This window comes from Vibrio sp. 10N.261.46.A3 (assembly GCF_041472995.1).
In the GTDB taxonomy this organism is placed as follows: domain Bacteria; phylum Pseudomonadota; class Gammaproteobacteria; order Enterobacterales; family Vibrionaceae; genus Vibrio; species Vibrio coralliirubri.
The window spans coordinates 1-2,673 of the sequence record NZ_JBFRRH010000062.1 but is presented as its reverse complement, the minus strand read 5'-3'; the positions used below and the strand labels follow the sequence as shown (position 1 = coordinate 2,673).

Below are 2,673 nucleotides of genomic sequence, written 5' to 3'. Positions count from 1 at the left end.
AGAAATCACAATCTCATAGGAAAAGTGTCAGTTATGGGCGTTACGGTGTGATTTTGTTGTGAGTTCAAAAGATGTTAATTCGCACTGTAAAGCCCTCAGGTAGTGAAATTAACTTTCAGAGTGGATTTGTGTGGATAAGGTAGAGTTTGTTGCTTAAAACGGCTTACAGGCTGCGTGAGGGGCTTCTAGGAGGTATTTTTGATAGCTAACTCGTGCATTTACCATAATAGGAATAATAAACACTGGTTTTTTTAGTGCTCATCTGTATTTTCTTTGTATATGTCAATCTTTGGGTTATTGTTTTTCTTTTTTTGATATTTATGCGCTATTTCTTGTAATTCTTGTGCTATTGTTTGTATAATCATTGCGCTATTGTTTGGTTTATTTAGAGGTGATTTATGCCGCATTACATGGTGTGCCTGACGACTGATAACTTAGATGATTTTGTTGGGCAAAGAGGTTGTGGATATTGGAGGGCGTCAGCGAACAGCATTGAGCGCTGCGACTATCTGATTTGCACTAAAAACAAAAATGGTGCTAGAACTCGTTGGGACACTCCTGATGACAAACATCGGGATGCATTTTTGATTTTAGAATTAAATCATGAGAAATATATAGAATCGGGCGATAGGAAAATTATAACGTTTGATCGATATGCTCATGTAGAGCCAGGGACTAATATCCAATGGGGGGGGCAGTCTCCCATTGGATACTATACTCAGGACCAGTTGGCGTATGAAGTTGGTACTGATAGTAAATTGATATCACTGGATTTTGAATGGAAGAAGTTCTCCGACTTGTCAGTTGTAGATAAATCAGAAGAATTAAAGTTAAGCATTAAAGATGCAAAGAGGGCTTTAGCTCGGTTTTATGATATCGATGTGGCTTGTATTAAGGTAACTTTTAATGTCTAGAGATGATCTCTATTGGTGTGATATAAAAACAACCTACGGTTCAGTGAAGGTGCAACTGCAATCATTCTACTTGGAGTGGGGAATGATCAAACTTTCAGCATCTATTTATAATAGATTCCCTTTAATTTATGGGGATTGTTCAATCCATATTTTGCGGAATAGAAGTATGGGTAGTATGTCTGGAGCGGGAAGGTCTCATTTTCCGATTTCTGAACTGTTAGGTACAGTTGATGGTGTGGTTTTTCGTTCACTCCATGTTCCACATGATCAATCTAACGGGGAATGGGAACCATACCCAAGCATCCTGTGGTTATCCCCCCATAATATAACGAGACCTTCTGATATTAATTGTTGGTTTGGGCGAAATACAAAAAGATTTACCGCTGATTGGAATTTACCATAATGGCACTTAGTGCGAAGTGCAGTTTTTCGGTAGGACAATGATTTTTGAAAGGTCGCTATAGCGGCCTTTTTTGTATCCGATAGCAAAAGTTCTAAGGGGAAATTGCGAAGCAAGGTATTGAGGCGTAAGATAAACCCCAGATAAAGGAAAGCCCCAAACCTCGTAATGATCTTGGCAGACATCGAGAGTTCGGGGCGATACACTATGGGATAATTATACCTAATGAATTTTCTAAAACCAACAAATCATATCTGCCTAAGTGTAGGTATGTGTGAAAGCTAAACAATCAAACGCTCTCCAACTCGATATAATCGAGACACTTCCTCATAAACCGTATTGCACCGATGAACTCGGTGTCACTTACATACGCCCCAAAAGCACAGCGATAAATAAGAAGTATCTGCAAGTGAATCAACCGAAGTTGGTCACTTATCTGATCTTTGATATTGACCGACAAGGCGCGGTTCTAGCTTGGTACGACAACGACCTCCCACCGCCATATTGGTCTTCTAAGACACCTGAGAACGCGCATGGTCATCTTAGCTACCGCTTGAAAGTGTCGGTATGTACTTCTGATATGGCTCACCTTGAGCCGATGAGGTACCTAGCTGCCATTGAGTCAGCCATGACTGAGAAGTTACAAGCTGATAGAGGTTTTGCAGGACTATTAACTAAAAACCCGTTACATAGTCACTGGCAAACAGAGTTCTGGACTGAGCATGAATACACGCTAGATGAGCTTGCGGATTATCTCGATTTAAAAGGTCATCCAAAGAAAGGAGTTGAATCTTCTGGCTTAGGTCGTAATTGTGAGTTGTTTGATACGGTTCGTCAGTGGAGCTATAAAGCGATTCGAGAGTTTTGGGCGCCTAACTACAAGCGTCAGTGGAACTCGGCTGTTTACGACCAAGTGGAAGCCATTAACGCCCAATTTAAAGTGCCTTTGCCTGTGTCAGAAGTGAAAGCGATAGCCAAGTCGATCGCTAACTGGACGTATCGAGAGTTCACGCCTGAGAAGAAAAGCCAATGGCATGCTAAGAAAGGTGCAAAAGGCGGTAAGGTTTCAAAGGGGGGCGGTAGACCGACTAATGCAACCAGTGAAGCTCAAACAAAACCTTGGATTTCATTAGGTATCAGTCGAGCTACTTATTACAACAAAAAGAAAAACGGCAATCTTTAGAATTTAGACTGAAACAAGCTATATCAGATAACAGCCCTTTTTAGGGCTGTTTTGCTTTCTAGCATAGACCGCTAAGATTTAGGCATTGTCTTCTTAGCGGTCTACGGCTCTTTTGGGTTTCGTTTTCTGCTATTGAGACCACGTTATATTATTAGAAGGTTGAGATTACGCTAAAA

General features: G+C 40.8%; 2 protein-coding genes. Both read left to right on the top strand.

All coding sequences use genetic code 11. The features are described 5' to 3' along the window. Positions 1-398 precede the first annotated feature (398 nt). Positions 399-914 carry a hypothetical protein gene (locus AB4484_RS14925; protein WP_372078958.1) on the top strand — a complete coding sequence of 172 codons (516 nt, stop codon included), beginning with the start codon at positions 399-401 and terminating at the stop codon, positions 912-914. Between the two features lie 674 nt (positions 915-1,588). Further along, positions 1,589-2,497 (top strand): replication initiation protein, encoded by a 909-nt coding sequence (locus AB4484_RS14920; protein ID WP_372078955.1) that lies wholly within the window; start codon positions 1,589-1,591, stop codon positions 2,495-2,497. The last annotated feature ends 176 nt before the right edge of the window (positions 2,498-2,673 follow it).

Excerpts from the sequence above, each read along its gene's own strand:
- AB4484_RS14925 (WP_372078958.1), top strand. The coding sequence starts at position 399 with ATGCCGCATTACATGGTGTGCCTGACGACTGATAACTTAGATGATTTT.